The organism is Bradyrhizobium sp. UNPA324 (genome assembly GCF_006658635.1).
GTDB classification, from domain to species: domain Bacteria; phylum Pseudomonadota; class Alphaproteobacteria; order Rhizobiales; family Xanthobacteraceae; genus Bradyrhizobium; species Bradyrhizobium nanningense.
Genome location: NZ_LFJD01000004.1, coordinates 1,443,715 through 1,466,096, shown reverse-complemented (window position 1 = coordinate 1,466,096; position 22,382 = coordinate 1,443,715). Strand labels below are relative to the sequence as shown.

Here is a 22,382-nt window from a genome sequence, read left to right as displayed (position 1 = left end):
ATGTCCTGTCGTTCCGATCGCTCGACCTCAACCTGCTGAAAGTCTTCGAGGCGCTGATGACCGAGGGCAGCGTCACGCGCGCCGCGAGCGCGCTGACGATGACGCAGCCCGCCGTCAGCAACGCGCTCGCGCGCCTGCGCGCCGCGCTCGGCGATCCCCTGTTCGTCAGGTCCGGCACCGGCATCCGTCCGACCCAGCGCGCCGTGGTGCTATGGGAGCCGATCGGCGAGGCGCTCGAAAGCGTCCGCGGCGCGCTCGACGAGCAGGTGTTCGATCCGCGCCGCGCGCAGACCGAATTCAGCCTGTCGATGTCGGACTACGTCGCCTCGCTGGTGATGCCAAATCTCCTCAATCATTTCGGCAAGGTCGCGCCCAAGGCGCGCGTCCACACCGTTCCCAACACCATTTTGGAGATCGCAGATCAGCTCGAAGACAATCGCGTCGATTGCGTGCTCAGCGTGTACGTCAACGAGGCGCAACAGCCGGCCGCCATCCGCTCGCGCTCGCTGTGGACGGTCTTTCATGCGGCGCGGCCATCCGCTCGCGGCACAAAAGCGGCTGAGCACGCGCAGCTTCCTCGGCGCAGGACATGTCGATGTCAGCCTCGCCGGCAAGACCTTGCCGTCCTACGACCTCTTCCTCGCCTCGCGCGGCCTGTCGCGCAACTTGGTCGCGACCGTCAATCACTACAGCGCCGCCTACGAGGTCGTGCGCCAGTCCGACCTGATCGCCGTGCTGCCGAGCGACCTGCGCTCGCAATCGCGCCACGCGCCGTTCTTGCACGCCATGCCGCTTCCGCTTCGCGCGCCGCCGCGCATCGTCAGCCTGTTCTGGCACCAGCGCAACGACACCGTGCCGGCGCAGCGCTGGCTGCGCGAGACCTTGGTGGGGCTGTTCGCCAAATCCGACTGAAACGCGGCCCCGAGCCCGACACGATCCAAAAAGGAAGCGGTGGGTTTCTCGAAGCCGCATTGTTGCACCAGCCACCGCGGCCTAGCTCCACCGCAAACGATCCCCTCCCACAGTGGACAGGCGCAAGCTGCGCCCACAGAGACCGCAGGCGTGCCGACGATGCGAGCAACCTGGATCGGCTCTGCCATTCCCGCCACTCTTGGAAGACAGCGAAACAGGATGGCGGGTTCGGACATCGTGTAAGCCGGATGGTGTCTGCGCCTCAGAGGAGCGCAGACCTAGGTGCTGGAAGCCGAAGTCAGGCCGTGTCTGCATCCCGGTGCTCCAGATGCTTGCGAACGCGACAGCGGCCGGTTTGGTTCGCGCGATACGATGTGTCACGCTACTTCGGCAAAAGCTATTGACCCGTCCAATGGCTAAGGCAAGATAACCAAACCCACAGTGTGCGCACGCATAACCTTCTCATCGAACACCGCGCTAAGGGTTCAACGGCAAGGGGAGATCATGGGCTTTATCAACATAGGCTACAGCACCTTGCTGGCTAACCATCCAAGCATGACCGACGATTTCAAGACAATGATCAACGGCTCCATAAAGAAATTCCACGACGAACCAGGGCACAAGAATACGTGCGCTTCGAAAATCAGCTGGGCATTCAACCATGTCGACGGTCACTATATCAATTGCGATGGCGACTATGGAAAAGGTGGCGTGCTCGTCAAAAAAGTTCGGTGTCTTATGGACAACGACGGTTGGGAGTATATTTTTTCGACGCTCGATCTTCGGCAGTACCTCAATAACAGGTATGGTTCCGGACAGATGTTTTCGAACACATCCAAAATAGGGAGCCGAAAGGGGGTGATCATCTTTGAACCGACAGACACCAGCACCATCGGTCATACTGACATCTGGGTAGACGGGCAGATACACGATGCTGACTTGTACTTTGGCAGTTGGTATTCGGCCGTGACAAATGACAGGGTCTTTTTTTGGGACCTCAATTCGTAACGCAGTGACGACTGACGCTTCTTGGCGAATGCCCGGCCGGAGGCTGACTTCAAATATTTCTCAAAGGCAACGGCCTGCTGCTCATCCGAGAACGCAACATAAGTCTTGAGCTCCCACCGAGTGAATTTTGACGTGGAGCAACGTCACCAGCATTGTGCTTTTTGAGGCGAGCACGAAGATCGGACGTCAGGCCGACGTGATAGCGTGACAGCCTTCGCTCACTTCACGTCACCTGCACTGATGCTGGCTTGCCTGGCCGTAGCTCGCGAAGCGAGCGAAGGCTGGTGGGGGAGGCAGGACTCGAACCTGCGAAGCCATGAGGCGGCTGATTTACAGTCAGCTCCCTTTGCCACTCGGGACACTCCCCCGCTCGACGGCAGCACAATCGGGCCGGACCTTGCCGGCGGACCGAAGACGGCCATGGAACGTGAAGGCCGCGACAGCCCGGATGGGGGCGCGACCGGGCGCGTTTATGGGCGATGCGGTGGGGCAAAGTCAACCGAGGCGAACAGCTAAAATCGCCCTCGCGGGCACTCAAATTGCCATATTCCGGGACCCGTGACACAAGCGAGCCCATGAAGGATCGAAAATTCGCACCTAGGGGTCCCCGCGGCGGGGCTAAGCCCTTCAACAGGCCCGGGAAATCGGCCGGCCGGCCGGCTTGGCGGGACCGCGATTCGCACTCCGACGGGCCCGTCATCCTCTATGGCTGGCACACCGTCACCATGGCGCTGGCCAATCCTCAGCGCCGGATCCGCAAGCTGACACTGACCGAGAACGCAGCGAAGCGGCTTGCGGACGAGAACATCGCGACCCCAGTCACGCCCGAGATCGTTCGGCCTCAGGAGATCGACCGTCTGCTGTCACCCGACGCCGTGCACCAGGGCCTGCTCGCCGAGGCCGATCCCCTGCCCTCGCCCGATATCGAGACCCTGAAGCAGGAGGGCATGGTGCTGGTGCTCGACCAGATCACCGACCCCCACAATGTCGGCGCCATCCTGCGCTCGGCCGCAGCGTTCGCGGTCAAGGCGATCGTCACCACCGCGCGCCACAGTCCGGAAGCGACCGGCGTGCTGGCGAAGGCCGCCTCCGGCGCGCTCGAATTGGTGCCAATGGTCACCGTGCAAAACCTCGCCCGCGCGCTCACTGCGCTGAACGAGCGCGGCTTCCAGACCGTCGGCCTCGACAGCGAAGGCAGCGAGGACCTCTCGGACGTCGCGTTGCGCGAGCCGCTCGCGCTCGTGTTAGGGGCCGAAGGAAAAGGTTTGCGGCAATTAACCCGCGAGACCTGCAGCGTCGTGGCGCGGCTCGACATGCCCGGCGAGATCAAGAGCCTCAACGTGTCGAATGCCGCCGTGCTCTCGCTCTATGTCGGCGCAAGCCGGCTGGGGCTGATGAAGCGGTAGTGCGTCGCGTTACATCGGAAAGCAAAACGCCCGGCCGCATCGCGCGGACGGGCGTTTCGTAGCTCAACCGATCAGAGATCAGTAATAGCGGCGCAGCACGCGGCGACCGCCGTAGTACGGCGCCGGCGCGTAACGGTGGGCGTAGCCGTAGCGCGGAGCGTGGCCATAGTGCACGCGCGGCAGATAGCCGTAGCGCGGGCCGTAGCCGTAGCGGTACGGACGATAGTACGGGCGGTGATAGGGAGCCACGGCGGCGCGATAGCCGTAACCGTAATTGGCGGGCGCGACGACCGCGTCTTCACGGTAGGTCGGATACGGCGCGAAGGCACCCGGGCCGGTGTAGGTCGGGCCCTGGTTGACGTAGTAATACTGCGTGGTCGGCTCAGCGAGACGCTCATAGGCGGCGCCATAGCCGTAGCCATAGCCGCCGCAGCCGGTGTTGCAGCCGGAATAGACCGGCGCGACCGGCTGGCACGGATCGAAGCCGCAGGCCGCGGCCGGCGCTGCTCCGACGAACATCACGGCAGCCGCCGCGACCAGTCCCGAAATCATCTGACGCATTACTCTCTCCTGTTAATTTCTGTTTGTTGGATTTTGACGTTTCTTAACCCGGCGGCTTGCCGGGGACTTGGACATGCGGCCGCGGTCGCGGAGGCCGCGGACGATCGTTGATCTCGGGCGCGAGGATCACCGGCGGCGGATCGACGGGCACATCCATCTGCGGCGGCAGCGGCGCCGATTGCGCGCCCCAGCTCTGGTGGTAGCTCTCGGCGGGCTTGGGCAATTTGCGGTTCGCGGGCGGCTCGACCTCGAGCCGGCCATAGCCAGGCCGCAGGCCCAGTGTCGGATAATAATGGCCGACATCGTCGGGCTGCCGCTCGGCGATATAGCGTCCGCCATAGATCGTGGGCTGTACCTGCTGGTTCTTGCCCAGGCCCCAGACGCCCTCGACGACGGCATAGGACGCGTCGATATTGTTGATGATGATCGGCACGCCGGGCCGGCCGGGAACGACGACATCGAAGCCGCCGGCAGAAGCCGTCGCAGGCAGTCCGATCAGAAAAGCGGCGAGCGCCACAGCACGCATGAGGAGACCCCGGTTATGCGGCCGCAACCTATCCGATCGCGGCGCAGAGAGGGTTAAGGTCCGCTCACCAACTTCCGGTAAGCCTAATGCGTAAGGATCGCGCGCCGCTCAAATGCTGCAAAGCCGGCTAGCGAAGTGTTAACGGCGCATCGCGCCGCCGCACGGAACCGCGCCGTGCGCTCACATCCGTTTGACCTTCACCTTGCGAAAATCCACCGGTTTCATCGGAACGTCCGGCGCCGCAAGCGTTTAGCCCCCGTCAACAAAATGGGAGCCAACAACCATGAACATCAAACTTCTTGGAGCGACGGCGATTGCGGCGACCATGCTGGCAGGCTCTGCCATGGCGCAGGCCGTCGTCACCAATCCCGGCCGCTGCTCGGCGCAATTCCCCAACGCCAACTGCCAGAATCTCGGCCCTGGAAACCCGTACACCGATCGCGGCTATCGCCACCATCGCCGCGTGTCTTACCGCCAGACCAATGGCGATTGGAATAACGACTGGAACAGGAGCCGCACCGGTTTCTGGCCGACTGACGTCGCGGCCGGCGTAGCCGGCGCCGCAATCGGCACCGCTGGCGCGATTGCCTCAGCGCCGTTCCGCGCCTGGGACAATTCCTATGCCTACGACAATTCGTGGGACAGCCGTGGCTGGGACACCCGCACCTACGCCCAGCGTAACGGCTTCGTCTGTACGCCCGGCACCTGGTTCAAGGGCGAAGATGGACGCCGGCACATCTGCCAGTAAGGCAATCTAAATCGATGCGAGAGATCAGGCGGCCCCGAGGGCCGCCTGATTCATGTCGGCGGCGACGACCTTCGGGTTCTGGCACTTTCCGATCAAGTCTGGTATTGCGGCGCGCACGGGTGGACAGCCCCGGCCCATGCCGGCCCTGCCCGCGTCTTTCAGGCGTCGCCGGCTTAGCTCAGCGGTAGAGCAGCGGTTTTGTAAACCGAAGGTCGGGGGTTCAATCCCCTCAGCCGGCACCACCTTCTGACGCCATCAGCTCGAGCGCTTCGCAGCGCTGCCTTGCTGGAAGTGCTCGGCACCTGTGATCTCCACCCAGCCATGTTTCGACTGCTCGAATACCGATCTGACCGGCGCCGGGAAGTCCGGATCCGCGATCGCGCCAACGGCAACAGCGATCATCCCAGGCAGATGATCGGCTTGCCAATAGACCGTTGAGCCGCAGTCAGGACAGAAATAGCTGCGGACCTTGCCGCCGCTTGCGGCGGTCCGAACGTAAAGCTTTGACGCTCCAGAAATCGTGACGGTCTCTGCGGCGTAGAAAACACCGACACCGAACGGCGCGCCGGTCCGTCGCTGGCAGTCGAGGCAATGACAGGCGACGACCAGCTGCGATGGTCCCGGAAGCGACAACGAAAGCGCACCGCAGCTGCATCTGGCATCGATCATCGATTTGCTCTCCCCTCTGGACGGATGCGAATTGAAAAGGCGGCGCCATCGCTCACCCTCCGTCATTGCGAGGAGCGCTTGCGACGAAGCAATCCAGACTGCCTCCGCGGAAAGACTCTGGATTGCTTCGCTGCGCTCGCAATGACGCGCTTGAGGAGGCGGCCTCGTCTCATCTCCAAACGCGTCGCTGCGCGTCCGGGACACGACGGCTCACTCCGTCCCGGCCTCGAACGCCAGCAGCACGTTGCCGGCGACGCCGCTCCATTGGCCGTAGCCGGAATTGGTGTAGAGCATGCCGCCGGCGATGACGGGCCCGGGGCCGTCGATCGCACCGCCATGGGCGGGGACGCTGTTCACCGCCTTGAAATCCTGTGCGGTGTCGAACTCCCACAAGAGCTTGCCGTCGGTGGCGTAGGCGCGCAGGAAGCCGCTGACGCCACCGGAGAATACGACGCCCGGGATCAGGCTCACCGCCGCCGAGAGCGCTGGGCTACATTGCGGGCGGTCGCCGCAGGCGACCGGCGGCACCTCCATCACGACTTTCCCGCTGGCGAGATCGAGGCCGAACAGGCCGCCGCCTTGTGTGGAATCGAGTTGCCGCGTGCCGTCGCGCTTGAAGCGCACGTCGGAGTTGGCGACATAGATGCGCTCCCCGTCCGCGGCCGAGCCCCATTCGCTGCCGCCGAGCGAACCGCCCTTGCCGATCCGGGTCTGCCACAGGATCTTGCCGCCGTCGTCCGGATCGAGCGCGTGCACGACGCCGGACTTCTGCGCGATGGCGAGCACGCGCCTGCCGTCGCGCAAGGTTGCTAGGATCGGCGACTGGCCGAAATCGTGATCGGGCCCGTGCTCCTCGGGACAATTGGTCTTGTCGGCAGTGAAGCAGGCGACGACGAAGGCGTCCTTGGGCGTGGCCTGCTGTTTCCAGAGCAGCTTGCCGGTCGCGAGCTCGAACGCCAGGATTGCATCGGCGGTCGCGGCCGGCGGATTCGAATAGGAATTGCTCGTCGCGACATAGACCGCGTTGCGCTTGGCATCGATCGTCGGCGCCGACCAGATCGCGGCGCCGGACGGACCGAACAGCTGCGTGCCCCTGGCATTCTTGCCGGTCGGATGCGGCACTTCCGGAATCGTATAGGCCTGCCAGATCGTCTTGCCGGTCGCGGCGTCCAGCGCCACCACGCTGCCGCGGAAGGTGCAGCATTCGTAACTGGCTTGCGAGCCCGCGGCCTCCTCGATCGAGGACACCGGCACGTAGAGCACGCCGGCATGCAGCGTCGGCGCGCCGGTGATGCGCGCGGCCGCATGTTCCTCCACCTTCGTCTTCCAGATCAACGCGCCGGTCAGCGCGTTCACGGCATAGGCGTTGGCACGCAAATCTCCGAAGAAGATCGCGAACTGATCGGAGCCCGGAAGCGGTGCAAAGCTGACCGCGGCACGCACCGCCGCGTCAAGCGCCAACGTCCACAGCGTGCAGCCGCTTCGCGCGTCGAGCGCGTGCACCGTGCGATCGGGACCGCCGATGAACAGCAAGCCGCCGACAATGGTCGGCGGCGCAAAGGACACCGAGCTCCCCGGAAACGCATAAGCCCATTTCAACCGCAAATGCGGCACCTGCGCCGCGGTCAGCCCGGCCATGTCGGCCGGCTGGAAGCGGCTGTTGCCGGCATCGACGCCCCATCCGTTCCAGCGCGGACCGTCGAGGGCTTGCGGAAAGCCGCTCACCTGCTGCGCGCAGCGGCCGTCCGCGTCGGCTGCAACACCGTCAGCCGCGATCTTGCCGGTGACGAAAGACGCTATCGCGCGGCGTTCGGCGTCGCTGCGGTCCTTTGCCATCGCCGCCATGCTGCCGGAGGTCAACGCCCCCAGCACATGGTCGAACGACATCGCCTGCAGTGCGACGCGACCCGGCACGCGGGCCTGCGCATCGCCGTCGTGGCATTGCGCGCAATGCGTTGCATACAGCGCGGCCCCGTCCTGCTGCGCCAGCGCCGGCGCGCTGCACCAGATCAACAGCGCGGCCAGGACAGCACGTACGCTCATGGTGGGCTCCGGCAGGTCACCGCGATACGAGATCGCGACACAACCCAAAGTCTATCGCCGGGGAGATTGCGGAGGCAATGGGCGTTGCACCCCGCTTCTGTCACTCATCCGTGGCCATGCGGTCGCGATCCGGCAACTCGTCCAGCCGCCACAGTCCGAGGCTCTTGTCGCGCCAGCCGCCGTCACCCTCCTCGCACCGCTCGTTGATCAACTCCCGCGGCGCGGGCCAGTCGAACGGCGCCTTCGTCATGTTGAGCGCGCGCCAGTCGCCGTCCTCGCAATCGTAATTGTTCTCGACTTCCGGAAACGTCGTGGCGAGCAGGAATTGCGCGCCGCTTTCGCGAAAACGGGCGGTGACGCGGGCGATGTTCTGAAAACTCAGATGCACCAGACAGTCCCGGCACAGGATCAGATCGGCGCGCGGCAGGGCATCGCGCGTGATATCGGCAGCCAGGAATCGGCCGGCCAGTTCGCCCCTCGCCACACGCCGGTTGTTGGCCGCGATCAGCGACGGCACGATGTCGATGCCGATATAGTCGAGATCGAGCTTGATGCGGCCGATCCAGCCGGCATCGCCGCAGGGCGCATCGAGCAGCGAGCGCGCGCCGAGCCGTTGCGACAGCGGCGGCAGCGCGTCCCGGATCGCGGCGGTGGCCGGATCCTCCGAGCCGAGGCCCGACACCGAGCCGGCGGCGCCCCAGAGATTGGTCCGCTCGATCCGCTCGAACCGCGCAGTGAGATCGAGGCCCGCGAAATTGTCGCGATCGGCGACGAAGCGTTCGTGGGCCAGCACGGGGGGACGATTGGCGATCATGTGATGGGCGCGAGTCCAAATTCCGACGCGGGACATTATACAGCGAACTCCGCCGGTGCCGTTACGGCCATCGTGATGACGGCCCTGTCGTCCGTCATCGCATCGGCATTTCTGCTGGCGCTATAGACGGCATGAGCGACCCGAATACAGGACCGCATCGGAACCAAGGGCGTGCGTCGTTCGTTCTCGATCCATGCGGATCCGGGAAGAAAACCGAAACATGTTTCTGCTGGCGACGGTGACGCTGTGCTGCGGCGCCGTGGCCGGCACATTGACGCTGCTCGAGCCGGTATTTCAGCCGGCCTCCGACCGGCTGGTCGCCGAGCGGGCGGTGATCGACGTGACCCGGATATCGGATCAGACACCGGTCCGGGTGGTGGGCGCGCCGTTCGAGCCCAACGTCAACCCGCGCCAGCGATAGCGCTTAGCGCGGCGATGCCTCCGTGCCCTCCTCGGGCCGGCCATGGGCACGCGCCAATTCCTCCGCGAACGCGATCACCTCCGCCCGCTTGTCGGGCGGTAGCGACAGGAACGCACGGATGAGCCTCAGGCCCGCCACTTCGTCCGACCGTTCTTTTCTGGAATCCATGCGCCTAATGTCGGGCGACCGGGAAAAATATGCAATCCCCTTGCTGACGACCTTGATTCGGCGCAGCCGCTTTGCTGGAATGGGGCACCGCTGAGGTGGACCATGAAGTGGATCAGGGAGCGCGACGCACTAATCGCGCAGACGATGGCCTTCGTTCAATCGGTGACCGGCAGGAAGGATGACCTCCTTGGGCCGGACGCGCCGTCGGATTCTTCGGCGGCAACCGTCGCGGTCGAGGCCGTCATGGTCGAGATCAAGCCGCCACAGCCCCCTCCGCAGCCTCAGCTCATCCAGCTTTCGCCGCAGCGGGCGATCGGTGACTTCCGCACCGAGATGCAAGCCCGCATCGCCAATTTCCGCAAGCATCAAGAGCGGTTCGAGCGCGAGCGCGAGGAATATTGTGCCGAAACCCTGACCAAATTGCGCGCCGCCCTCCGCGACGCCCCCGGCCCACTGGCCAAAAAGTAAGACCGCCTCCCGTCAGAGGGCCTACAGCCAAGACCTACAGCCAAGACCTACAGCCAAGACCTACAGCCAAGACCAAACCAGCCAAAGATTAGCCGCGCAGGCGCCGAATAGCGCCAGCGTCAGCGGCAGGAGCATGTGCCCGCAGGAGGTCTTCAGGTCGCTCGTCATGGCGGAAAACATCCGCTGATTCCGCCGAATGAGTCCCAGGGATTCTTTTTTTCGCGATTCAGGACTCGTTAAGGACTCAGGCCCCGGCAGCCTCGATCACGGTCCCGTGATCGCCACTCACCTGGAACCCGTCGGCATATAAGGTCGTTAACGGGCTTTCCGGGAGCGGGAAGAGATGCCCTACGCCTTGTTTTGCAACGATGCCCAGATCAGCAAGGCATACCCGAGCGAATCCGACATCTGGCAGCTCGCGCAGCGGAGCGGCCTGGTCGTGGACGTCAGCGCCGACGAGGACCGTCCAGGGCCGCGCCGGGTGCTCGACAATGATTACGAGATCAAGCCCTGCCGGGCCGCCCAGGGCGAGGACCCTGCCAAGAACAAGGCCGAGGCCGAGCGCCAGTCCAGGATTGAGCTCGAGCTGAATTCCTGAGGGGCTGCCGGTGGAAGCCGCAGAGTGATCAGGGCGTTGCGGTTGCCAGCGAGGCCTGCTCACCAGCCAGTGCCACGCAGGCTTTGCGGCGATGCAGCCCGCGGATCGCGCCGGTGACCTTCAGCACCTTGCCCGACGGACAGGACGCGTCCTTGACGAAAGCCACCTCGTAAGGTGCCAGCATCAGAGGCTCGGTTTTGAGGATTGTCTGTGCAGAGCACGGCAGGCAGAAAAAGCACGAGAGCACCACTGCCGACACCAAGATACGCATGTCCGTCGTCCCACCAGCCCGGTAATTCTCATATAACGCGTTCCGGAGCGCGAGTTCCGTAAGCGGCAAAAATTATTTTTGCTTTACCCGAGACCCATGACGCGCGTGAGAAGGCGCGCGCCGGAATGTTCGTTTGCAAATGACGCGCCAGATGGTTCACGCATTGCAAATGCCGGGCTGCCCGACCGGGCGCCGGGGGACAAACGAAAGGCCGGCGGAGCCGGCCTTTGCTAGAAGCGTGATCGCGATGGAAGGGTCAGTAGCGCGAGGCCGCCGGACCGCCCCAGCCGAAGCGGTAGTTCACACCGACCTTGACGGTATGCTCGTCCTCCCGGCCGCGAACGCCGACGACGTCGGCGGGACCGGAGGTGAAGGTGGTGCTGCCGAAATTATAATACTGGTACTCGGCCTTGGCGGACCAGTTCGGCGCGAACATGTATTCGAGGCCGGCGCCGACGGTGTAGCCGTCCTTGCTGTTACCGGTCGCGGTGAAGGCCTGCGGCACGCCGGCGATGTTGACGCCGAGATTGTTGTTACGCCAGGCGTAACCGCCCTTGGCGTAAAGCAGCGTCGGTCCCCAGGTGTAGCCGATCCGGCCGGTCACCGATCCGATCTGATCGGTGTTGGAGGTCACCTGCGTGCCCAGCGGGAACGTGACACCGTTGTTGTTGGTCGGCAGCCAGGAATACTGGGCCTCGATACCCACCACCCAATTGGGGGCGAACTGATAGTCGAAGCCGCCCTGCACGCCGCCCATGAAGCGGGCGTCGCTGGACTGGAAGCTGCTGTCGCCGGCAAACGCGCCGCCGACATGACCGCCGATGTAGAAACCGGTCCAGTTATAGATCACCTGCGGCGGCGTATAGGCCGGCGCCTTGGTGTAGGTGCGCGGCTGCATGTCCGCGGCTGCAGCCGGCGCGGCCAGCGCAAGCAAAGCGGCTGCACCCAGCAAAATCGATTTCATGATCATCCCCGTTCTTTCATTAACGACACTCAGGAAACAACGTGGCGTGAATTGGGTTGCTTCGCGGCGATGCCGGAACGCTGATCGTTCGTTACTGTGACGGGGTGGCAACATCGCGATTTTGTTCCATCCGCCGCCCCGCGCCTGACTGTTTTTGTCGCCTGCGCAGGGCCTGCCGTAGCAATTGGTCGCAAGACAAAACCGCCCCGTTCAAAGCTCGCCGAAATGTGATCCAACCGCTCCGGCGATCATCGTTCTAGCACCACGCCATGAAGGCGGGCTTTGCGCTATCGCGTCATCTTTTCGAGTTCCGGAAAGGATACGTAAACCGCGCCGGCACAGAGCTCGCTGGTCCGGTCGACGACGCGGTCCGCTCGTCCGTTGACGAAGATCACAGCGCGTTCCCGCATGGCCTTGTAGCTGCCATCGGTCTCGCGCGGGGTGAAGTGCAGACAGCTCACATACATTTGCCGACCGCCGACTTCGCGCTGGACCGGCTCGGCCATGCTGGCCTCGCGCACGCCGACCGGATTGTTCAGATAGGTGCGCATCAGGGCCAGCGTGTCGCTGCGGAAATTGTCGGGAAACGGTTGCGGCCCTCCAGCCTGGGTCCCGCCGATGAAGGTTGGACGGTCACCATCGCTGCCGAAACAGGCCGCAAGCGCCAGCGGCAAGGCCAGGATCAATGCCGGACGCACAGTATGTTTCGCCAATCGCCCCACAGGTCACGCTCTCCGCTCGATCAGACTCGGAGACGTTCTAGCCGCTAGGTTGTGCAAAGGGAATTCCGTCCGCGGGGCCTTGCGAAGAACGCACCGTCCCGCCGCCGGCGTCTAGCGCTTTCGCGCAAGGCGCCGAGACGGCGGGATGGCCCTGAAGTCCTGGCGCGGCGGCGGGGCAATGCTTGGGATGCCGCCGCGCGCAGGATCAGTCGTTAGCTGCGCTTCTCGGTGGTCGCCGGCTTGGTCAGGTCCGGCTGCGCCTTCAGCGACTTCTTCGACGACAGATGCTTGTGGTGATGGCGATGCGTGCGCACGGCCTTGTGCTCGTCCGGCGTGACCGCCGCGTTCGCATTCATCGCCTTCGACTTGGTATCCACCTTGGCGTTGGCCTTGACGTCGGCCGGCTTGACGGCGGCGTCCGGTTTTGCGGCGGTGGTGGACGCCTTGGTCTGGCTCTGGTCCGCCTTGATGACAGGGGCGGTCGTGGTGGTCTTGCCGGCCTCGGCGGCGAAGGCCGGGGCTGCGATCACGGAAGCTGCGAGCAAGGCTGCGGAAATGGTCTTCAGCATGGTGGTCTCCTCTTGGAAGGATCTCGAGGCGGCGCCCTCTCGCCTACCCTTCGATCGTAGGTCGGAGCCTAGCGGCGGCGCACTGAACCCAATCTGAAGCCCCTTGCAGGCTTCCGTTCATCTCGATGACAAGTTTGTCATCTGCGCCAGGGCGAATGGATCGTGCGATGCGGGAATGTTTTGGCGAGACGGGTGTTCCGGTCTTCGGGCAATCGTGTAGGATCGCCACGTTCCATACGGGAGAATTTAGATGCGCAAACTCGCAATGCTTGTCATGCCGGGACTGGTTGCCATGTCGCTGGCGGCCGCACCGGTGCTGTCCAGCGCCTATGCCGCCGGCGGTGACGAGCCCTCGTCGCCGCCGAAGTCGGACTCCTCGACCAAGAAGGGCAAGAAGAAGAGCTCTTCCGTCAGCGATCCCAAATTCCTCGCCGCCTATCGCACCGCTTACACTGCGATCTACGACAACCACGACTATGCCGGCGCGATCGGTCAGTTGAAGTCGCTGGCGCGCGACGACGTCGCCGACGTCGCCAATCTGATCGGCTACTCCTATCGCAAGCTCGGCGACTACCAATCGTCGAAGGTCTATTACGAGCTGGCGCTGAAGGACGATCCGAACCACGTTCGCACTTGGCAGTATTACGGCCTCTGGCAGCTCGAGCAGGGCAACCGCGAACAGGCGCAGTATCATCTGAACAAGATCGCCTCGCTCGCCGGCACCGACAGCTCCGAATATCGCTCGCTTGCGGCCGCGCTCGACAAGCCGACCGGCGCGACGCTGGTCTACTGAAGCCATCGCAACTTCGAACAGAGTCAACGGGCATAACCTTCGGGTTGTGCCCGTTCCGCTTTCTCGGCTAGCCTCTCGCACCAACCTTCCCCGCAAATCGGTGTGCAATGGATAAATGGCTGCGATCCGCGATCGACTACATCGGACCCTGGATTGAATTCCAACTGACGACAATCCAGCAGCCAGGCGTCGTCGTTGCGTTCGCCCATCGCGGCGAGATCGTCGCCGAGCATGCGTTCGGCCTCGCCAATCTCGACACCGGCGAGAAGCTCACCCCGCGCCACCGCTGCCGGATCGCCTCCCATTCCAAGAGCTTCACCTCGACCGGCATCATGAAGCTGCGCGAGCAGCGCAAGCTCCGGCTCGACGACACGGTCGGCCAATATGTCAGCGGCCTGCATCCGCGCGTCGCCGAGACCACGATCGCACAAGCGCTGTCGCACAGCGCGGGGCTGACGCGCGACGGCGTCGATTCCGGCCAGTTCATCGACCGCCGCCCCTATCTCGCCGCGAAGGAACTGCTCGCGGAATTGAAGCTGCCGACCGCGATCGAGCCCGGCACCCGCTTCAAATATTCCAATCACGGCTTTGGCCTGCTCGGCCTCGTGATCGAGGCGATTGCGAAGGAGCCCTACTCCGTCTGGATCAAGCACGAAATCATCGAGCCCGCAGGGCTTCGCGAGACCGAGCCGGACGCGCCGCTTCCGAAAGGCGCGCCGTTCGCGCGCGGCCACACGCGCAAAGTGCCGCTGGGCGAGCGCTGCGTGATCCCCGGCGACAATCCCACCAACGCGATGGCGTCCGCGACGGGCTTCGCCGCCACTGCCGCCGACACCGCCCGCTTTTTCGCGCAGCTCGCGCCCAATGCGAAGAAGAGCCTGCTGTCGGCCGCAAGTCGCCGCGAGATGACGCGCCACCATTGGCGCATCCCGCAGAGCTTCGAGGGCTATTACGGCCTCGGCGTCAACGCCGGCAGGACCGACGGCTGGGACTGGTTCGGCCATGGTGGCGGCTTCCAGGGCTATATCTCGCGAACCTGCGCGATCCCGGACTGCGAGCTTTCGATCAGCATCCTCAGCAACTCGATCGACGGTGGGGCACCGTTCTGGATGGACGGCGCGATGCAGATCCTGCGCGTCTTCAAGACCCGCGGCGCACCCGACCATCGCCTGCGCGACTGGGCCGGCCGCTGGTGGACGATCTGGGGCGCGACCGACCTCGTCCCAGCGGGCAACCGCGTGCTGGTCGCCAATCCGCAGTTCAACAATCCGTTCATGGATGCCGCCGAGATCGAGGTCACCGGCCGCGACACCGGCAAGCTCGTCTGGGCGGCCGGCTATTCCAGCCATGGCGAGCCGGTGCGCCGGATCCGCGACAAGCGCGGCAAGGTCGGTGACATCTGGATCGCCGGCGCCAACGTCAAGCCTGCGAGCGTGGTGGCCAAGGAGATCGCACGTCGCTATCCGCCGCGCAAACGGAGGCCTACTCCCTGATCAGCGCCTCGACCTCGCTGCGAAACGCCTGCCGCGAACTACCTTGCGAATAGAACATGTGGCCGCCGGGATAGACGACGAACTTGACTCGCTGCGTCGCGAAGGCCGGCATCTGGTCGAGCACCCGCTTCGATCCGAAATAGGGCGTGGCAAGGTCGAACAGGCCGTGCGCGACCAGCACGTTCAGCTTGGCGTCGGTGGCAAGGATCTGGCGCAGCTCGGAGACCGATTGCGGCGGGTTGATGCCATGGCCGAAATCCCAGTGACCTTCCACAGTGCCGTTCAGGACCTCGTAGGAGCCGTCGGGCTTCCAGTTGAGCTTGCGCGAGAGCACGTCGACCGCGGCGCTCGTCAGCGGCGCCTGGAGCGCATCGCCCGAGGGGTCGCCGAACCGCGAGCTGCTCGAATCCGGGTAGGGATCGAAGCCGCGCACGGAGCCGTCGTAGCGTCCCGTCACCTTGCCGTTCTTGCGGTCGAGCTCGCGGCGGAACTCACCGACGTCGAAGCGCCCAGCGAGGCGGCGGCTCACCGCCTGGTCGATGCCGGTGAGCGCGGCGACCTTGTCGGCAAGACGATTGGTCGCCTCCTTGTCCGCCTCGCCCTTGACGAGGTCGGCCAGAAATTCGCCGCGCGCATAGGCCTCGACGTCGGCGAGATCGGCGCGCTTGACCGGCCCTTTGGCTTCGCGCGCCACCGCCACATAGCTCGGCAGCGTCGCGACATATTGCAGGAGGCTGGTGCCGGCGAACTCGCGGAAGTCCAAGAGCGGCGACACCAGGATCAAGCCCCTGACGCCGACGCCGTGCTGGATCTGCAACTGCCGCACCACCTTCGGCCCGCGGATGCCGCCATAGCTCTCGCCCGCAACGTATTTCGGCGAGGTCAGCCGGTCGTGCTTTTCCAGCCAGCGGCGGATCACGAGCGCGATCGCGTTGACGTCGCCGTCGACGGAATAGAACGACTTGCGCGCGTCTTCGCCGCTCGCGACGAAGCGGCTGTAGCCGGTGCTGACGGGATCGATGAAGACGAGATCGGTGAAGTCGAGCCAGGTCTCGGCGTTCGGCTTCACCTCGGGCGGGGCCGACGGCGACAGCGCATCCCCATCGAGCGGCAGTCGCCATGGACCGGCCGCGCCGAACTGGAGCCACGCCGAGGACGCGCCGGGTCCGCCGTTGAATAGGAACGTGACCGGGCGCGTGGCGCGGTCGGCGCCGTCGAGCTGATAGGACGTATAGGCGATGTCGGCCAGCGGCTCGCCCTTGCCGTCGAAGACGCGAATGGAGCCGGCCGTCGCAGCGAAGTTGAGGGTGCGGCCGGGCAACTCCAGCGTCTGCTTCGTGGTCGTATCCGGCGGGAGACGGTGCGGCTCGGACGCCGACGGAGAAGCCGGCGTCGCACCTTGCGCATTGCCGGCGCGTCCGCCCTTCTGTCCCGCCGGCGCTGCCGCCTCGGAGCGCGGCTGCGGCGGATCGTCCGCGCGCGCAACGCTCGCCAGCGCGACCGCAGACACGGCCAGCACGAGCCCGGTTCGTCGCAGCGTCGGCAAGATCATGACCATGATCGTTCTCCCTGCCCGGCTGTCATAGCCGAAACGCACCGAAGCTAGCGCGGAATTGCGACGGTTTGCGGGACCACCGGCGATGGCGCAATCCCCGCCGAGCTCAAATCAACCCGTTTTGTTCTCCGGATCGACCATCACCCGTTTGCCTTGGGAGGCGGTCATCCTCGACAATGGAGGTCTACCTCGTATAGACGAGCCCGGCGGAACTTCCTCCAGCCAGGCCGTGCCCGACAAGCCATGACCAAGCCCAAGCGATACGACCGGATCGCCTTCGTCGCCAGCCCGAGCAGCGAGGCGCAGGCCGCCTTCGGCCAGCTCACCAGGGACTATGGCAATTGCGACCCCAAGGAGGCCGATATCGTGGTCGCCCTCGGCGGCGACGGACTGATGCTGCAGACGCTGCACCAGAACATGCACTCCGGAAAGCCGATCTACGGCATGCATCGCGGCACCGTCGGCTTCCTGATGAACGAATACTCGACGCACGATCTGCGCGCGCGGCTCGAGGCGGCACATGAATCCGAGATCAATCCGCTTCTGATGCGCGCGACCGACGTCAACGACCGCGTCCACCTGCACCACGCCATCAACGAGGTCGCCCTGTTCCGGCAGACCTACCAGGCGGCGCGCCTGCGGATCATGATCGACGAGCGTGAGCGCATGCCCGAGCTGATCGCCGACGGCATCATGGTGGCAACGCCGGCCGGCTCCACCGCCTACAATCTGTCCGCGCAGGGACCGATCCTGCCGATCAACGCGGCGCTGCTGGCGCTCACCCCGATCAGCGCCTTCCGCCCGCGGCGCTGGCGCGGCGCCCTGCTGCCCAACACGGCCTATGTCGTCATCGAGGTGCTGGAGGGCGACAAGCGACCGGTGGCAGCGGTCGCCGACCACGACGAAGTGCGCGACGTTCGCCGTGTCGAGGTCTTGTCCGACAAGACCATCTCGATGCGCATGCTGTTCGACCCCGGTCACAGCCTGGAAGAGCGCATCCTGCGCGAGCAGTTCGGCTACTAGAACCGCCCCCGGCCCGCCGCCGCGGCTTCGGTCGCAACCCTTCGTTAACCCCCGCCACGATATGGTTAACGAAGGTTGACCGTATTGGCCCGGGCGTCATGTTCCGTATCGACTTCAACAAGCTGCGCTTCCTCGTCTGCGACGACAACCCGCACATGCGCCGCATCCTGCGCACGCTGTTGCATTCCTTCGGCGCGCGCGAAGTCTATGAAGCCGAGGACGGCGCCACGGCGCTCGAAATGTACAGCCATTACGTGCCCGACATCGTCATCACCGATTGGGCGATGCCGATCTTCGACGGACTCGAACTCGCGCAAATGATCCGGCAGCCGGAATCCAAGGGCAACCCCTACGCGCCGATCATCATGCTGACCGGCCATTCCGAGAAGCGCCGTGTCACCGTCGCGCGCGATGCCGGCGTCACCGAATTCCTGGCCAAGCCGATCTCGGCCAAGGGGCTCTATCAGCGCATCCTCAACGTGGTCGCCAATCCCCGCCCCTTCATCAAGACCAAGACCTATTTCGGGCCCGACCGGCGCCGCAACACCAACTCCGCCTATATGGGTCCCGAGCGCCGCGTCGGCGAAAAGCACGAGGTGCTGCAACAGCCCTCGCTGCTCGACAAGGCCCGCTCCTCCATCTAGCGCAACGTCTTCAGACCGAGGCAGGCATCATGGCGAAGAACAGCGCAAAGGACATCGAGGTCAAGGCCTTCGCCACGCATCAAATCATCACGCAGCCCAACCCGCTGCGCAAGGTGCTGCGCCGCGTCGAGGAAAAGGACCTGGACGATCCGGTCGCCCGCGCCGAGCAGGCGCTCGCGGGCCTCTCCAGCGAGTTCAAGAACTGGATGACGACCGAGGTCAACCGTCTGTCGGCCGCCTACGTCGCCATCCGCAATGACGGCTTCACCAAGGAAAGGCGCGACGAGCTGTTTCACGCCACCCACGACATCAAGGGCGACGCTGCCACGTTCGGCTTTCCGGCCGCGGCGGGAGTAGCCGAGAGCCTGTGCCGCGTCATCGAGCACGCGCCTGATCTGGAAAAGGTCCCGGCCGAACTGTTCACGCACCACATCAACGCCATTCTCGCCATCGTGCATGAGAATACCAGGCTCGACAGCATCAGCGTCTCCGCCGAGCTCAGCCGCCGCCTGCGCAAGATCGCGGACGACTATCTCGCGCACGTCAACCGCGACCGCCCCGAACATCTCGAGGTGATCCTGGCGCCGAGCATCGCGCCGGCGGAGTAAGGTTCAGCTCTCTCCTCGTCATTGCGAGGAGCACTTGCGACGAAGCAATCCAGAATCTTTCCGCGGAGAGATTCTGGATTGCTTCGCTGCGCTCGCAATGACGGAATGTGAGGGCTGCTCTATCCCCACGATCGGTCTCGTAGGGTGGATTAGCGTAGCGTAATCCACCTCTTCAATGTCCGCAGAGACAGAATTGGTGGGTTACGCCGACGGATTGCGCTTTGCGCAGCCGTTCGGCTAACCCACCCTACGGCATCTCGCTACGCCGCAATCAGATCGTCATAGACGGGATCGACTGCATCATCCACGACCAACTCGTCGCAGAAAAGCCGCGCCTCTTCCCGTGCCGATTCCGTGGCGAAGCGGCGCAGCAGGACCATCAGCGGCTCGGTGGCGCCGCGGTCGGTCTCGCAATGGGTGAGCACGCGCTCGACCATGCGGCGGCGCAGCCGTGCCGCGCCGTCGTCGCTGTCGACGAAGCCCTGCTCGTGGCAGGCATCGAGCGCGACCTGGAACGCCGCAAACGTCGCTTCGGGAAGCCCGGCGCGCCGGAGCAGCGCGTACAGGCTGTTGCCGCCGCGGTCATGCAGCAGCCCGGAGACGCGCGCCAGCGGCAGATCGGCAAGCTCGGCCAGCGCCGCGTCGAACAGATCGAGATTGCTCGACAGCAGCGCGCGCAGGATCAGGCCGGCGGTCAGCTGGCCCGTGACGCGCAAATGATGCACCAGGCCCTGCATGTCCTCGCCGCGCGAGCGCGCCGCGATGTTGATGGTGGAACGGTCGCGCGCCTCGATCGTGATGCGGTCGGCACGATCGGCGCTCAGCCAGTTCCGCGCCACGACGAATTGCGCCAGCGTCTCGGAGAGTTTCGCCACCAGCGCGGCGCGGGTTGCGGACGGCAGGTCATCCAGCACCAGCATCGCCTCGCGGATCGCGGCGAGATGGCCGTGGCGCTCGACGATGCGATTCCACGAGAACGGTGCAAGCTCGGCATGGGGATTTTCGATCAGCTCGAGCGCGGCCGCCGCGCAGCCGACTTCGGCGATGGCGGCGCACACCGAGACCGGCAGCGCGATGCGGCGGGCAATTGCGCATTGCACCTCGTCATTGCCGGTGGCCACGATGTCGACGAGATCGGCGTCGATCAAGAGCGGAGAATGTTCGAGCACCGGCAGTGCGACGGTCGGCTGGTCCGCCGACAGCGCCCGCACGATCGATGCCGGCGCGTCAAGACTGCGCGCAAAGGCCTCGGCCATCGCCTGCCGCACCAAGGGCGAGGGATCGTCGAGCTGCATCAACAGCGCGCCTTCGGCGGCAATGCGGTCGTCTGTCGAAAGGTCTGAGATCAGCCAGGCCCGGGCCAACGCCCGTGTTGCCTCGGCCCGCTCGCCGGCGGGTGCCGTCCTGATCCAATTAATGAACTGCCGAACAATCATGCTGCTTCCGGCTTACACAACAAACGAAAATGGTGACGGCTCGTCACCTGCAACACAAAATAAACCACGACGCTTAACAAAGCGTTCACCATAACTGGCTGGTTTTATTGATGATTTATTAAGGGCCGGGAGGCCACTGCGCTCGCGTGCCCCGGACGCAGCGCAGCGCTCCTTCAGCGATGCGCTGCAGAGCCGGGGCCTAGAATCTTCGACAGCAGTGGGTGCGGCCTGGGTCCCGGCTCTGCGGCGCATCGCTGACGCGCTGCCGCCCGGTCCGGGACACGAGAGTGAGTTTCTAGCTCGAGAACGTGCCGCTGCGATCGCTGAAGAGATCGAGCGGCTGCGGCGGACGCACGTCCGGCGCCGCTGACGCGACCGATGTGAGCGAGGCATTGTTGCCCCATAATTTCTGCACGGTGGTCGAGACCGGCTGCGTGGCATCGCCGGGCTGATAGATCGAGCGGAATGCCGGCGCGGTCGGCGCATTGTCCGCGACCGAAGTTGGCGATGTCGCACTGACGGGCGTCACCGCGCGTGTATTCGGGAAGGTCTGGAGATAGGCGGCGTTGTCGATGACAGGCGCGCTGGGCTGCACGCCGTTTGCGCTCGCGACCTCGGTGGTCGACGGCGTGCCGCCATACATCGCCATCGCGCTGCGGGTCACTTTCGAATTGGCTGCGCTGGCATAGCGCGCGTCCAGCACCGAATAGACTTCGGAGACGCTGCGGGCGCGGCCATCCTTGGCGTAGAAGATCGAACGATTGGCGGACGCCGCGTTGGGAAACAGCCGCGCACCGACCGCTTGCGGATTGTCCTCGGCATTGGCGATCAGTTTTGCGGCTCCGCCAACGCCCATGAAATGCGCCATGTAGAGTTCGCTGTCGCTCGGCCTGCGTCCGAGCAGGCCGGTGAGCTTGAAGCTGTTCGACTGCGTCAGCGCCGCCGCCATGCTGGAAGCGGCTTCCGGATCGTCGCGCAGCTTCATGATCGACCGCTTCATCGCGGGATCATCGACGGTGTAGCCGCCCGACGACGTCCTGGTGATGGCGTCGGAATAGTTGCCGTAGCCGAGCTGGGTGCCGGCCTCCTTCACGGTGCCGAGCCAGGTCTGGTCGATGAACTGGTAGAGCCCATGCGCGGACGAGGTGGTGGCCCCTGCCGTGGGATCGAAATCCGATTCCATCTTGGCGGTCGTCAGCATGTATTGGAAGCTGACGCCGGTGATATTCGAGGCCTGCTTGATCGCACCGGCGACGCGCGCCCGCGACGGATCGAGACCGGCCGTCTGCGTGGCACTGGAATTGTCGACCGACATGATGAAGTGCCCGCCCCACGCGGCGTTGAGCAGCGCCGGCAATTCGGACGCCTATCGTCTCACCGTGGGACAGGTATGGTTAATGCGGGGTTAATTCCGCCCTCTCGGTCATTGCGGGGCATCGCGAAGCGATGAGCCCGGAATCTCGAGATTCTCAGGTGCGCAATTGCGCACCATAGTTCGGCTCTTCGAGCCGCCCCGGAATGACAGCGAGCTATTTCTTATAGACGTCGCTGGGATCGAACAGCCGCTCGGCATCGGTGAAGACCAATCTCGCCCCGCCGCCCTCAGCCTCGACCTTGCGATAGAAGCACGACCTTCGCCCGGTGTGGCAGGCCGCCCCGATTTGCTCGACACGGATCCAGACGGCATCCTGGTCGCAATCGGTGCGCATCTCGATCACGCGCTGGGTTTGACCGGAGGTCTCACCTTTTCGCCATAAGGCATTGCGCGAGCGGCTGAAGTACCAGGCCTCGCCGGTCGCGATCGTCTTGCGCAGCGCCTCGTCGTTCATGTGCGCGACCATGAGCACCTCGCCGGTGGCGACGTCGGTCGCGACGCAGGTCACGAGCCCTGCCGCGTCGAACCGCGGCTGGAAGGACAGGCCTTCCTCGATCTCATGGGAGTGAGCGGACACGGGCGACCTC

Annotated in this window: 25 protein-coding genes, 2 tRNA genes and 2 pseudogenes; 13 read left to right on the top strand and 16 right to left on the bottom strand. The window is 64.7% G+C overall.

All coding sequences use genetic code 11. The annotated features are described in order from the left end of the window. Positions 1–56 precede the first annotated feature (56 nt). Both UNPA324_RS36065 and UNPA324_RS36130 read left to right on the top strand, forming a co-directional pair. Positions 57–912 (top strand): annotated as a pseudogene (locus tag UNPA324_RS36065) (LysR family transcriptional regulator). A gap of 504 nt (positions 913–1,416) precedes the next feature. After that, entirely contained in the window at positions 1,417–1,920 is a 504-nt protein-coding gene (locus tag UNPA324_RS36130; RefSeq protein WP_128919537.1) for a T6SS effector amidase Tae4 family protein, read from the top strand. A gap of 14 nt (positions 1,921–1,934) precedes the next feature. Here the strand turns inward: UNPA324_RS36130 and UNPA324_RS35595 are convergent. Both UNPA324_RS35595 and UNPA324_RS07115 read right to left on the bottom strand, forming a co-directional pair. Further along, positions 1,935–2,131, bottom strand: a pseudogene (locus UNPA324_RS35595) (GIY-YIG nuclease family protein); the annotation flags it as partial. Positions 2,132–2,202: 71 nt separating this feature from the next. After that, a tRNA-Tyr gene (locus UNPA324_RS07115) sits at positions 2,203–2,288 on the bottom strand. A 207-nt stretch (positions 2,289–2,495) separates the two neighbouring features. Between UNPA324_RS07115 and rlmB the strand changes: the two genes are divergently transcribed. Further along, positions 2,496–3,326 carry a 23S rRNA (guanosine(2251)-2'-O)-methyltransferase RlmB gene (gene rlmB, locus UNPA324_RS07110; RefSeq protein WP_164936270.1) on the top strand — a complete coding sequence of 277 codons (831 nt, stop codon included), beginning with the start codon at positions 2,496–2,498 and terminating at the stop codon, positions 3,324–3,326. A gap of 78 nt (positions 3,327–3,404) precedes the next feature. Here the strand turns inward: rlmB and UNPA324_RS07105 are convergent, their stop codons facing one another. Together UNPA324_RS07105 and UNPA324_RS07100 are read right to left on the bottom strand one after the other, a co-directional pair. Beyond that, entirely contained in the window at positions 3,405–3,887 is a 483-nt protein-coding gene (locus tag UNPA324_RS07105) for a hypothetical protein (RefSeq protein WP_128919535.1), read from the bottom strand. Between the two features lie 43 nt (positions 3,888–3,930). Next, positions 3,931–4,413, bottom strand: coding sequence for a hypothetical protein (locus tag UNPA324_RS07100; RefSeq protein ID WP_128919534.1), 483 nt, complete (start codon positions 4,411–4,413; stop codon positions 3,931–3,933). Between the two features lie 283 nt (positions 4,414–4,696). On the opposite strand from UNPA324_RS07100, the gene UNPA324_RS07095 reads away from it, so the two are divergent. Together UNPA324_RS07095 and UNPA324_RS07090 are read left to right on the top strand one after the other, a co-directional pair. Continuing rightward, entirely contained in the window at positions 4,697–5,161 is a 465-nt protein-coding gene (locus UNPA324_RS07095; protein ID WP_128919533.1) for a hypothetical protein, read from the top strand. 167 nt (positions 5,162–5,328) lie between these two features. Beyond that, a tRNA-Thr gene (locus tag UNPA324_RS07090) sits at positions 5,329–5,403 on the top strand. A 13-nt stretch (positions 5,404–5,416) separates the two neighbouring features. Here the strand turns inward: UNPA324_RS07090 and UNPA324_RS07085 are convergent. The 3 genes from UNPA324_RS07085 to UNPA324_RS07075 all read right to left on the bottom strand — a co-directional run bounded on the left by UNPA324_RS07085 (position 5,417) and on the right by UNPA324_RS07075 (position 8,687). Next, positions 5,417–5,830 (bottom strand): GFA family protein, encoded by a 414-nt coding sequence (locus tag UNPA324_RS07085; RefSeq protein WP_128919677.1) that lies wholly within the window; start codon positions 5,828–5,830, stop codon positions 5,417–5,419. 210 nt (positions 5,831–6,040) lie between these two features. After that, on the bottom strand, positions 6,041–7,873 hold the full coding sequence (locus UNPA324_RS07080) for an outer membrane protein assembly factor BamB family protein (protein WP_128919532.1): 1,833 nt from the start codon (positions 7,871–7,873) through the stop codon (positions 6,041–6,043). Between the two features lie 100 nt (positions 7,874–7,973). Then, the gene (locus UNPA324_RS07075) at positions 7,974–8,687 is read right to left on the bottom strand and encodes a class I SAM-dependent methyltransferase (protein WP_128919531.1); all 714 of its coding nucleotides are present in this window, start codon (positions 8,685–8,687) and stop codon (positions 7,974–7,976) included. Between the two features lie 220 nt (positions 8,688–8,907). On the opposite strand from UNPA324_RS07075, the gene UNPA324_RS07070 reads away from it, so the two are divergent. Beyond that, positions 8,908–9,108, top strand: a complete 201-nt coding sequence (locus UNPA324_RS07070; protein WP_181769323.1) for a hypothetical protein — start codon at positions 8,908–8,910, stop codon at positions 9,106–9,108. 3 nt (positions 9,109–9,111) lie between these two features. Here UNPA324_RS07070 and UNPA324_RS35045 read toward each other — a convergent pair whose 3' ends face one another. Beyond that, a complete protein-coding gene (locus UNPA324_RS35045; protein ID WP_164936269.1) occupies positions 9,112–9,276 on the bottom strand; it encodes a hypothetical protein in 165 nt (54 codons plus the stop codon). 243 nt (positions 9,277–9,519) lie between these two features. On the opposite strand from UNPA324_RS35045, the gene UNPA324_RS36060 reads away from it, so the two are divergent. Beyond that, complete coding sequence (locus tag UNPA324_RS36060; RefSeq protein ID WP_347338751.1) at positions 9,520–9,744, top strand: hypothetical protein; 225 nt, start codon at positions 9,520–9,522, stop codon at positions 9,742–9,744. Positions 9,745–10,087: 343 nt separating this feature from the next. Then, positions 10,088–10,342, top strand: coding sequence for a hypothetical protein (locus UNPA324_RS07060; protein ID WP_128919528.1), 255 nt, complete (start codon positions 10,088–10,090; stop codon positions 10,340–10,342). A gap of 28 nt (positions 10,343–10,370) precedes the next feature. On the opposite strand, the gene UNPA324_RS36055 is transcribed toward UNPA324_RS07060, so the two are convergent. The 4 genes from UNPA324_RS36055 to UNPA324_RS07040 all read right to left on the bottom strand — a co-directional run bounded on the left by UNPA324_RS36055 (position 10,371) and on the right by UNPA324_RS07040 (position 12,868). Further along, positions 10,371–10,613: a DUF6719 family protein gene (locus UNPA324_RS36055; protein WP_128919527.1), complete on the bottom strand. Its 243-nt coding sequence runs from the start codon at positions 10,611–10,613 to the stop codon at positions 10,371–10,373. Positions 10,614–10,869: 256 nt separating this feature from the next. Next, positions 10,870–11,577, bottom strand: coding sequence for an outer membrane protein (locus UNPA324_RS07050; RefSeq protein WP_181769322.1), 708 nt, complete (start codon positions 11,575–11,577; stop codon positions 10,870–10,872). A gap of 287 nt (positions 11,578–11,864) precedes the next feature. After that, positions 11,865–12,299: a hypothetical protein gene (locus UNPA324_RS07045; protein WP_181769321.1), complete on the bottom strand. Its 435-nt coding sequence runs from the start codon at positions 12,297–12,299 to the stop codon at positions 11,865–11,867. Between the two features lie 212 nt (positions 12,300–12,511). Next, complete coding sequence (locus UNPA324_RS07040; RefSeq protein WP_128919525.1) at positions 12,512–12,868, bottom strand: His-rich protein BRANT; 357 nt, start codon at positions 12,866–12,868, stop codon at positions 12,512–12,514. Between the two features lie 250 nt (positions 12,869–13,118). On the opposite strand from UNPA324_RS07040, the gene UNPA324_RS07035 reads away from it, so the two are divergent. After that, on the top strand, positions 13,119–13,661 hold the full coding sequence (locus UNPA324_RS07035; protein WP_141934169.1) for a tetratricopeptide repeat protein: 543 nt from the start codon (positions 13,119–13,121) through the stop codon (positions 13,659–13,661). A 107-nt stretch (positions 13,662–13,768) separates the two neighbouring features. Further along, entirely contained in the window at positions 13,769–15,154 is a 1,386-nt protein-coding gene (locus UNPA324_RS07030; protein WP_128919523.1) for a serine hydrolase domain-containing protein, read from the top strand. On the opposite strand, the gene UNPA324_RS07025 is transcribed toward UNPA324_RS07030, so the two are convergent. Beyond that, the gene (locus UNPA324_RS07025; RefSeq protein ID WP_128919522.1) at positions 15,144–16,712 is read right to left on the bottom strand and encodes a S10 family peptidase; all 1,569 of its coding nucleotides are present in this window, start codon (positions 16,710–16,712) and stop codon (positions 15,144–15,146) included. The two genes, UNPA324_RS07030 and UNPA324_RS07025, sit on opposite strands and share 11 nt — an antisense overlap. 240 nt (positions 16,713–16,952) lie before the next feature. On the opposite strand from UNPA324_RS07025, the gene UNPA324_RS07020 reads away from it, so the two are divergent. From UNPA324_RS07020 to UNPA324_RS07010, 3 genes are all read left to right on the top strand, one after another. Continuing rightward, positions 16,953–17,732, top strand: coding sequence for an NAD kinase (locus UNPA324_RS07020; RefSeq protein WP_128919521.1), 780 nt, complete (start codon positions 16,953–16,955; stop codon positions 17,730–17,732). A gap of 98 nt (positions 17,733–17,830) precedes the next feature. Continuing rightward, positions 17,831–18,376, top strand: a complete 546-nt coding sequence (locus UNPA324_RS07015) for a response regulator (protein WP_008549760.1) — start codon at positions 17,831–17,833, stop codon at positions 18,374–18,376. A gap of 29 nt (positions 18,377–18,405) precedes the next feature. Continuing rightward, a complete protein-coding gene (locus UNPA324_RS07010; protein ID WP_128919520.1) occupies positions 18,406–18,984 on the top strand; it encodes an Hpt domain-containing protein in 579 nt (192 codons plus the stop codon). 260 nt (positions 18,985–19,244) lie between these two features. On the opposite strand, the gene UNPA324_RS07005 is transcribed toward UNPA324_RS07010, so the two are convergent. The 3 genes from UNPA324_RS07005 to hisI all read right to left on the bottom strand — a co-directional run bounded on the left by UNPA324_RS07005 (position 19,245) and on the right by hisI (position 22,372). Then, positions 19,245–20,420 carry a DUF2336 domain-containing protein gene (locus UNPA324_RS07005; RefSeq protein ID WP_128919519.1) on the bottom strand — a complete coding sequence of 392 codons (1,176 nt, stop codon included), beginning with the start codon at positions 20,418–20,420 and terminating at the stop codon, positions 19,245–19,247. A 295-nt stretch (positions 20,421–20,715) separates the two neighbouring features. Further along, the gene (locus tag UNPA324_RS07000) at positions 20,716–21,777 is read right to left on the bottom strand and encodes a lytic transglycosylase domain-containing protein (protein ID WP_128919518.1); all 1,062 of its coding nucleotides are present in this window, start codon (positions 21,775–21,777) and stop codon (positions 20,716–20,718) included. Between the two features lie 172 nt (positions 21,778–21,949). Further along, a complete protein-coding gene (hisI, locus tag UNPA324_RS06995) occupies positions 21,950–22,372 on the bottom strand; it encodes a phosphoribosyl-AMP cyclohydrolase (protein WP_128919517.1) in 423 nt (140 codons plus the stop codon). Positions 22,373–22,382 lie beyond the last annotated feature (10 nt).

Coding starts and splice junctions, on each gene's coding strand:
- UNPA324_RS36130 (WP_128919537.1), top strand. CDS start 1,417: ATGGGCTTTATCAACATAGGCTACAGCACCTTGCTGGCTAACCATCCA.
- rlmB (WP_164936270.1), top strand. CDS start 2,496: ATGAAGGATCGAAAATTCGCACCTAGGGGTCCCCGCGGCGGGGCTAAG.
- UNPA324_RS07105 (WP_128919535.1), bottom strand. CDS start 3,887: ATGCGTCAGATGATTTCGGGACTGGTCGCGGCGGCTGCCGTGATGTTC.
- UNPA324_RS07100 (WP_128919534.1), bottom strand. CDS start 4,413: ATGCGTGCTGTGGCGCTCGCCGCTTTTCTGATCGGACTGCCTGCGACG.
- UNPA324_RS07095 (WP_128919533.1), top strand. CDS start 4,697: ATGAACATCAAACTTCTTGGAGCGACGGCGATTGCGGCGACCATGCTG.
- UNPA324_RS07085 (WP_128919677.1), bottom strand. CDS start 5,830: ATGATCGATGCCAGATGCAGCTGCGGTGCGCTTTCGTTGTCGCTTCCG.
- UNPA324_RS07080 (WP_128919532.1), bottom strand. CDS start 7,873: ATGAGCGTACGTGCTGTCCTGGCCGCGCTGTTGATCTGGTGCAGCGCG.
- UNPA324_RS07075 (WP_128919531.1), bottom strand. CDS start 8,687: ATGATCGCCAATCGTCCCCCCGTGCTGGCCCACGAACGCTTCGTCGCC.
- UNPA324_RS07070 (WP_181769323.1), top strand. CDS start 8,908: ATGTTTCTGCTGGCGACGGTGACGCTGTGCTGCGGCGCCGTGGCCGGC.
- UNPA324_RS35045 (WP_164936269.1), bottom strand. CDS start 9,276: ATGGATTCCAGAAAAGAACGGTCGGACGAAGTGGCGGGCCTGAGGCTC.
- UNPA324_RS36060 (WP_347338751.1), top strand. CDS start 9,520: ATGGTCGAGATCAAGCCGCCACAGCCCCCTCCGCAGCCTCAGCTCATC.
- UNPA324_RS07060 (WP_128919528.1), top strand. CDS start 10,088: ATGCCCTACGCCTTGTTTTGCAACGATGCCCAGATCAGCAAGGCATAC.
- UNPA324_RS36055 (WP_128919527.1), bottom strand. CDS start 10,613: ATGCGTATCTTGGTGTCGGCAGTGGTGCTCTCGTGCTTTTTCTGCCTG.
- UNPA324_RS07050 (WP_181769322.1), bottom strand. CDS start 11,577: ATGAAATCGATTTTGCTGGGTGCAGCCGCTTTGCTTGCGCTGGCCGCG.
- UNPA324_RS07040 (WP_128919525.1), bottom strand. CDS start 12,868: ATGCTGAAGACCATTTCCGCAGCCTTGCTCGCAGCTTCCGTGATCGCA.
- UNPA324_RS07035 (WP_141934169.1), top strand. CDS start 13,119: ATGCGCAAACTCGCAATGCTTGTCATGCCGGGACTGGTTGCCATGTCG.
- UNPA324_RS07030 (WP_128919523.1), top strand. CDS start 13,769: ATGGATAAATGGCTGCGATCCGCGATCGACTACATCGGACCCTGGATT.
- UNPA324_RS07025 (WP_128919522.1), bottom strand. CDS start 16,712: ATGGTCATGATCTTGCCGACGCTGCGACGAACCGGGCTCGTGCTGGCC.
- UNPA324_RS07020 (WP_128919521.1), top strand. CDS start 16,953: ATGACCAAGCCCAAGCGATACGACCGGATCGCCTTCGTCGCCAGCCCG.
- UNPA324_RS07015 (WP_008549760.1), top strand. CDS start 17,831: ATGTTCCGTATCGACTTCAACAAGCTGCGCTTCCTCGTCTGCGACGAC.
- UNPA324_RS07010 (WP_128919520.1), top strand. CDS start 18,406: ATGGCGAAGAACAGCGCAAAGGACATCGAGGTCAAGGCCTTCGCCACG.
- UNPA324_RS07005 (WP_128919519.1), bottom strand. CDS start 20,420: ATGATTGTTCGGCAGTTCATTAATTGGATCAGGACGGCACCCGCCGGC.